At 55.9% G+C, this 5040-nt stretch carries 8 protein-coding genes; 3 read left to right on the top strand and 5 right to left on the bottom strand.

Going from position 1 to position 5040, the window contains the following annotated elements; all coding sequences use genetic code 11:
* Positions 1-259: 259 nt before the first annotated feature.
* Positions 260-697 (bottom strand): hypothetical protein, encoded by a 438-nt coding sequence (locus HBN79_RS23775; protein WP_086799873.1) that lies wholly within the window; start codon positions 695-697, stop codon positions 260-262.
* A gap of 1585 nt (positions 698-2282) precedes the next feature.
* On the opposite strand from HBN79_RS23775, the gene HBN79_RS23770 reads away from it, so the two are divergent.
* A complete protein-coding gene (locus HBN79_RS23770; protein WP_178089950.1) occupies positions 2283-2702 on the top strand; it encodes a hypothetical protein in 420 nt (139 codons plus the stop codon).
* Between the two features lie 31 nt (positions 2703-2733).
* On the opposite strand, the gene HBN79_RS24060 is transcribed toward HBN79_RS23770, so the two are convergent.
* Genes HBN79_RS24060 through HBN79_RS23760 form a run of 3 tightly spaced genes read right to left on the bottom strand, consistent with a single transcriptional unit; the run spans position 2734 to position 3526 of the window.
* Complete coding sequence (locus HBN79_RS24060) at positions 2734-2982, bottom strand: hypothetical protein (RefSeq protein ID WP_106117520.1); 249 nt, start codon at positions 2980-2982, stop codon at positions 2734-2736.
* Complete coding sequence (locus HBN79_RS23765) at positions 2979-3233, bottom strand: hypothetical protein (RefSeq protein WP_086799857.1); 255 nt, start codon at positions 3231-3233, stop codon at positions 2979-2981. The genes HBN79_RS24060 and HBN79_RS23765 overlap by 4 nt, the downstream gene beginning before the upstream one ends.
* Entirely contained in the window at positions 3230-3526 is a 297-nt protein-coding gene (locus tag HBN79_RS23760; protein ID WP_073510322.1) for a hypothetical protein, read from the bottom strand. The genes HBN79_RS23765 and HBN79_RS23760 overlap by 4 nt, the downstream gene beginning before the upstream one ends.
* 313 nt (positions 3527-3839) lie before the next feature.
* Between HBN79_RS23760 and HBN79_RS23755 the strand changes: the two genes are divergently transcribed.
* Positions 3840-4103, top strand: a complete 264-nt coding sequence (locus HBN79_RS23755) for a ribbon-helix-helix protein, CopG family (protein ID WP_086799862.1) — start codon at positions 3840-3842, stop codon at positions 4101-4103.
* Positions 4066-4356, top strand: coding sequence for a type II toxin-antitoxin system RelE/ParE family toxin (locus HBN79_RS23750; RefSeq protein WP_086799864.1), 291 nt, complete (start codon positions 4066-4068; stop codon positions 4354-4356). The genes HBN79_RS23755 and HBN79_RS23750 overlap by 38 nt, the downstream gene beginning before the upstream one ends.
* 404 nt (positions 4357-4760) lie before the next feature.
* Here HBN79_RS23750 and HBN79_RS23745 read toward each other — a convergent pair whose 3' ends face one another.
* A complete protein-coding gene (locus HBN79_RS23745; RefSeq protein WP_094995324.1) occupies positions 4761-5015 on the bottom strand; it encodes a hypothetical protein in 255 nt (84 codons plus the stop codon).
* Positions 5016-5040 lie beyond the last annotated feature (25 nt).

Genomic DNA, 5040 nt, shown 5'->3' with positions numbered 1-5040 from the left:
AACCCCATACGTGGCAGCAATTATAAGTAGCACGCCCAGAAGCCAAGGCCCTGCCATCAAAACTGCAATAAAAATAAGCACGCCCAATATGGCAATCTGCATTCGGATATCTCCCTTTTAGCGGCAGGGTACCTCCGCAGATATGGGCGTCAAGGTGTTTGGTATTTCCTAACCCTCGCAATGGGCACGTCCCACGCGGCTTGGCGTCTCGCTCAAGATCAACTAGGAGCCGACGTGCAGCAGTCTGACGCCAACACCCCTAATCCGGTATCTGAACGGTTTCGGCACGAAAACGCAGAGCCATAATGGTCCTAGCCGATAACGCACGTAATTCCTGATTGTGAAAAATCAGGTGCGCTCGATGCGGCTTGGTTTCCTCGTCCCAATGCTGCAGATCCTCCAGTCGAAACTGATGCTTGCCTTGGTAGGTCGCCGCGAGGTCAGCCGCCAAACCACAGGCAGCCTCTCCTGGCGTGGCTATGGCCCAACCGATGATGTCAGCCAGCTGTTCGGCTGGTGATCGCGGTGTAACGCCCTGGGCGGCGTTGCAGGCAAATTCGTTGTAGAGCTGAGCGCCCAGCTCGGGATCATCCGCAGGGTTTCCCGGGCACAACCGCGGCTCCCAGGGAAGCACATAGGTCGATTGACCGAGAACGTCTTGCCGGACGTAGTCCGACGGTTTGGCTAAACGCTGCATGAGCTTTGCTCCCAGGCGAAAATCGCATGGTAGCGCAGTAGGGGCAGCTGAAAGCTGCTTCCAGAGCGGCCTTAGCCGCTCTGATAAACCGCCGGCGAAGACGGCGTAAACAGCTGGACAGACGCCACCCGAGCCCACGAGGGGGGTGAGGAAAAATGGCCCCCAGGCCGAATTTTTCCGTTCTGCCCTGGTGCAGCCCGTCCAGGGCGAAACCAGGGTGCGCAGCATCCGGCCGCACCGCTTGCGTGCGCGTCAGGTGAAACCGGACCAACCTGGATTCGCGATGTAGCAGTCGAGAAAGGGACAACGGACCGCAACGAGACGTCGCGCAATTGCAGAATGCAGGTTGGTCCGGCTTTGCCGGGCGCGCACGCGGGTGAATTTTCGAGACAAGCCCGTCCAGGGCGCAGGGGAGGAAAGAGGGTGGAGGCTCGCGCAGCGAGTCGGAACCCTGAAAGCCTGACGGGGCGCTCCCCCGGAAGGTTTGGGCGTCCCGCAGGGCGGCCACGACAGACCGTAGGGATGGCGCGCTGTTGCTCTGCTTTTGTCTTGGATTATCTATGTGGCGTTCTATTGGTCGTTCTATTGCGTTGGCTATTGCTTCAGCAATAGAACGCCAATAGGAGAGGTATAAAGGTGAAAAGGTACAAAAGGGCAAAAAGCCAAGAGCATTCGCGCTACGCGCTCACCAGCTCGACCCCCTAAAGGGGGACCCCCACTCGCTGGGAAAGATCCAAAGCGGGTAATAACCCTGAGAGACAAGAGCACGAGCAATGATGGCTGACGCCAGTCTAAGGCCGCCCACTGGCGGCAAGAATGATGGCTACGCGACGCTCTTGATGGCTCCCACTGGCGTGGGAGCCCCTACGATCGGCTTTTAAAAAAAGCGTCTCGCATGACTCCACGCAGTGAGGATTTTGTTCCAGGTGCGACCACCCGGCTCCCACTCCCAACAGGCGTTCCAGACTTTCGGGGATTGTTTACCACTGCGCCCCCTGCCCTCTTCGGCGTCTGGCGGTTGGTGGGTTTTAGGACAGTGACAGCGCCCGTGGTTGGGTTTTTACGCTGCCCTGCCATTGCCTTCTCGCCCTTGCGGGTCGCACCTAACCGGCTATACCGGCTGCCGTGAAGAGATCCCCTTGATCGGCAGCTATTACTTCCCGGGCCCAAAGCATCTTGATTCCAAGCGTCGGGAAGAGGTGTCGGGGGAGGCTGGAAGCTGGACAGACGGGAGTTTTCCCGACAGAATTGGCTTACCAGGTCTCGTTCCCCGCACCGAAAAGCAGAGATTCCCCGAGACCTTGGCCAGAGCGATTGCAGTCGCCGCTGGCCCGAATGAAACCCTGCCTTGGCAGGGTTTTTTCGTTTTAATGCTATGTATCTATTACCCAAAGATATTGCGTTTGCTCGCTCAGCGCAAACCCTGTGTCTTTCACAAGCTGCCGTGTGGGTCTGGCAGCTGTGCTGCCTACCAGCACGGTAGCCAACAAGGTCCACCGGACCGCGTTAGGGAATGGTCGGTTAAGTCTCATAAATAGCAGTAGACTGTAGGGCACCCTACAGACAGAACCCGACACTGCCCTACATGGCAAAATTAACCATCGGCCGCATGGCAAAACTCTACGGTTTACACCGTTCAACATTGCATGAGGCCGTGTCTAAAGGCCGCGTAACTGCTGGCCTAGACGGTAAAGGGCAAAAGGTTATCGACCTATCAGAAATGATCCGTGTTTATGGCGAACCACAGGGGATCACCCTACACCGCCCTACACTTGACCCGACACCCTCACCCTACACTTCCCCTACACCTGAAATTGACGCCCTACACCCAGCCCTACACTCGCTGGTTGAAGAGGTTCGATTGCTGCGTGCAGAGATACAAGAGCTGCAACAATCACTTCGGCTGATCGAGCATAAACCCGAGCCTAAACCTGCATTGCCTCACAACGCGAAGCCAGGGGAAGCCCCTACTTGGGCAAATTTGCTCGACGCTCTCGATAACTAAAAGCCGTGGCCAGTTTCGCGGGCGCGAAACTTCATAGTTCCACCGCAAAGCCTCGCACACCAAGCCTTTCGGCAAAGCGACCCACCGCCGTCAGGCTGGCCCAGGTACGAATCACCTCCCGCCTCGACCGTACTGGAATCAGCCGCGAGTGCGGCCCGCCGAGGCGTACCGAAAACGTCCACTTGGTACGGGTGGTATCACGGCCGGCGACAAACTCCCTGACCGCGCTCTGTTGCACCAGGTGCTGCAGCGCGTCTTCGTGAATCCCGTCCCCGATCACAGCAGCAGCGCCGTGACGCGGGCCTGGGCGGTGTTTTCAAATAACAGGTACAGGCTTTCCAGTTCGGCGGGCTTAAGCACCTTGAGCACTTCCAGCGCTTCGACAAAGCCTTGCGCCCGTTCGCTGGCCAGATGCACCTGCAGGGTGTCAGCGCTTTGTTCGATCGTGCGCAGGTGCAAGCGCAGGGTGGCCAGCACCTCAGGCGACGTACTGATCGCGGCGAACGGATCGTTACCATAACAAACGTTCATCGCCGGATATCCTCAGCCTGACGTTTGAAGTCGGCGGCCTGTTCTTCACTCAAGGCACCGTCTTTCACAAACTGCAGCAACCAGGCATTCCAACTGATCAGCCCTTTTTTACCTTGGGTGGACAGTTTTTTTCCCAGCGTAAATACCATTACCCGAAGCTGGTTGGGGTCTCGGAGGACGCTTTTTTCATAGTCGAGCGTTTCTAGCAATGCGCTGGTCAGCGCGGCCTCAGCTGGATGTGTCAGTTTCATTAACAGCAGGCCGCGCCTTACCACTTCTTGTTCGATGAGCATGTGCGGTTTCCTTGTCCGAGTCAGTGGCCCACTACGCGTAAAACCACAGCAGGGGGGGCTGGCGTACCAGTGTAGGGGGGGGTTGGTTTCCGTGCCCAGAAAAAAAGGCCCCCACGACTCTCTCAAGTGTGGGGGCCTTTTGAACATAAGCGGCGTTATGCGAACCATAGGGAGGCAACAAATTGTCCCTTTTGATGGCCTCTTGAGGGCCTAATTAGTCCCTAAAACTGTTGCTATATAAGGGCATAAGGAGATAAGGTTTACACATCAAACATATGTCTACATCGTAGACAAGCCTGTTAGGAGTGTTACCATGGCCTCGCCTGTCCTGTCTTTTCGCGTGGAATCGGAGCTGATCAATCAGCTCGATCAGCTCGCCGAAGCAACCGATCGGGATCGTCAGTACCATCTCAAGCGTGCCCTAGCCCGCTATGTAGAATCAGAGTCCTGGCATTTTCGAGCGGTAGCTGAAGGCATTGCGGATGCAGAGGCGGGCAACCTAGTGGACTTGGATGCCGTGAAGGCTAAATGGGTGGCCCGTGCCGAAAATCGCATTAACCAGCAAAGCGGACAGTGACCTCGACGGTATCTACGAGCATTACGCGCCTTTGTTAGGCGCTGACGCCTCAGAAGGCGTCGTGTTTCACCTTATCGAAGCACTGACGATGCTGGAGACTTTCCCTCAAATGGGTAAGGCTTCGGACATTCCCGATTGCCGCGAGCTGATCATCTCGAAATACCCCTATCGAGCGATTTACACGCTGAAAGGTGAGACGATAAGAATTTACCGAATCCTGCATCAGCACGCCGAGCGTCCAGAAGATTGGTGAGCCCCTAAGCAAAAAAATCCCGCCGTTTGGCGGGATTTTTTTGTGTCCGATTTAACGCCGTTATGCGCAGCCGCGCGTGGGTCAGTTTTTTATACCGAACTTTTCCTTTACATGCTTCAGCACAAGCACCCCGGCTGGAGCCGGCAGTTCAGCAGCGCGGCCCAAGTGGTATTCGGCATATTGGCTGCTGCCGTCTGGCTCAGCCGTGACGTTAATAGCGATCAGTATTCGACTGTGTGAAAGGGGTTCGTTTCTGTTCATTGTACGGCCGCCGGTAAGTATTCTCCGGAGAATAGTTACCGGTATGGTGCGAAGTTTCAGGCATCCGCGTAGCGGCACAATGAGCCTATCGCTAGGCTCAGCAGCCTTGGCCGAATTTTCCGGTCAGAGGCTGAGTTTTTCAGTTACTTAATTTTTTCGCGGTAGTTCTTGTTAGATCTTTCAGCGATCTTCGCAATCCGACGAGCCCTGCTTGATTCGGTCTGACCGGAAAGCAACATCCATGCAAGTACTGCAAGAAGGATACAGACACTCAGGGCCGCGCAAGCAACCAGCCAAACCCCATACGTGGCAGCAATTATAAGTAGCACGCCCAGAAGCCAAGGCCCTGCCATCAAAACTGCAATAAAAATAAGCACGCCCAATATGGCAATCTGCATTCGGATATCTCCCTTTTAGCGGCAG

It is taken from the genome of Pseudomonas sp. WS 5051, from assembly GCF_012985715.1.
Lineage (GTDB): Bacteria > Pseudomonadota > Gammaproteobacteria > Pseudomonadales > Pseudomonadaceae > Aquipseudomonas > Aquipseudomonas bubulae.
The sequence above is the reverse complement of the archived record's forward strand: the minus strand, read 5'-3'. Positions and strand labels throughout refer to the sequence as shown.

Bases quoted from the DNA above. Each gene is read 5' to 3' on its own strand.
- HBN79_RS23745 (WP_094995324.1), bottom strand. From the start codon at position 5,015: ATGCAGATTGCCATATTGGGCGTGCTTATTTTTATTGCAGTTTTGATG.
- HBN79_RS23770 (WP_178089950.1), top strand. From the start codon at position 2,283: ATGGCAAAATTAACCATCGGCCGCATGGCAAAACTCTACGGTTTACAC.
- HBN79_RS23775 (WP_086799873.1), bottom strand. From the start codon at position 697: ATGCAGCGTTTAGCCAAACCGTCGGACTACGTCCGGCAAGACGTTCTC.
- HBN79_RS23765 (WP_086799857.1), bottom strand. From the start codon at position 3,233: ATGAACGTTTGTTATGGTAACGATCCGTTCGCCGCGATCAGTACGTCG.
- HBN79_RS23760 (WP_073510322.1), bottom strand. From the start codon at position 3,526: ATGCTCATCGAACAAGAAGTGGTAAGGCGCGGCCTGCTGTTAATGAAA.
- HBN79_RS23755 (WP_086799862.1), top strand. From the start codon at position 3,840: ATGGCCTCGCCTGTCCTGTCTTTTCGCGTGGAATCGGAGCTGATCAAT.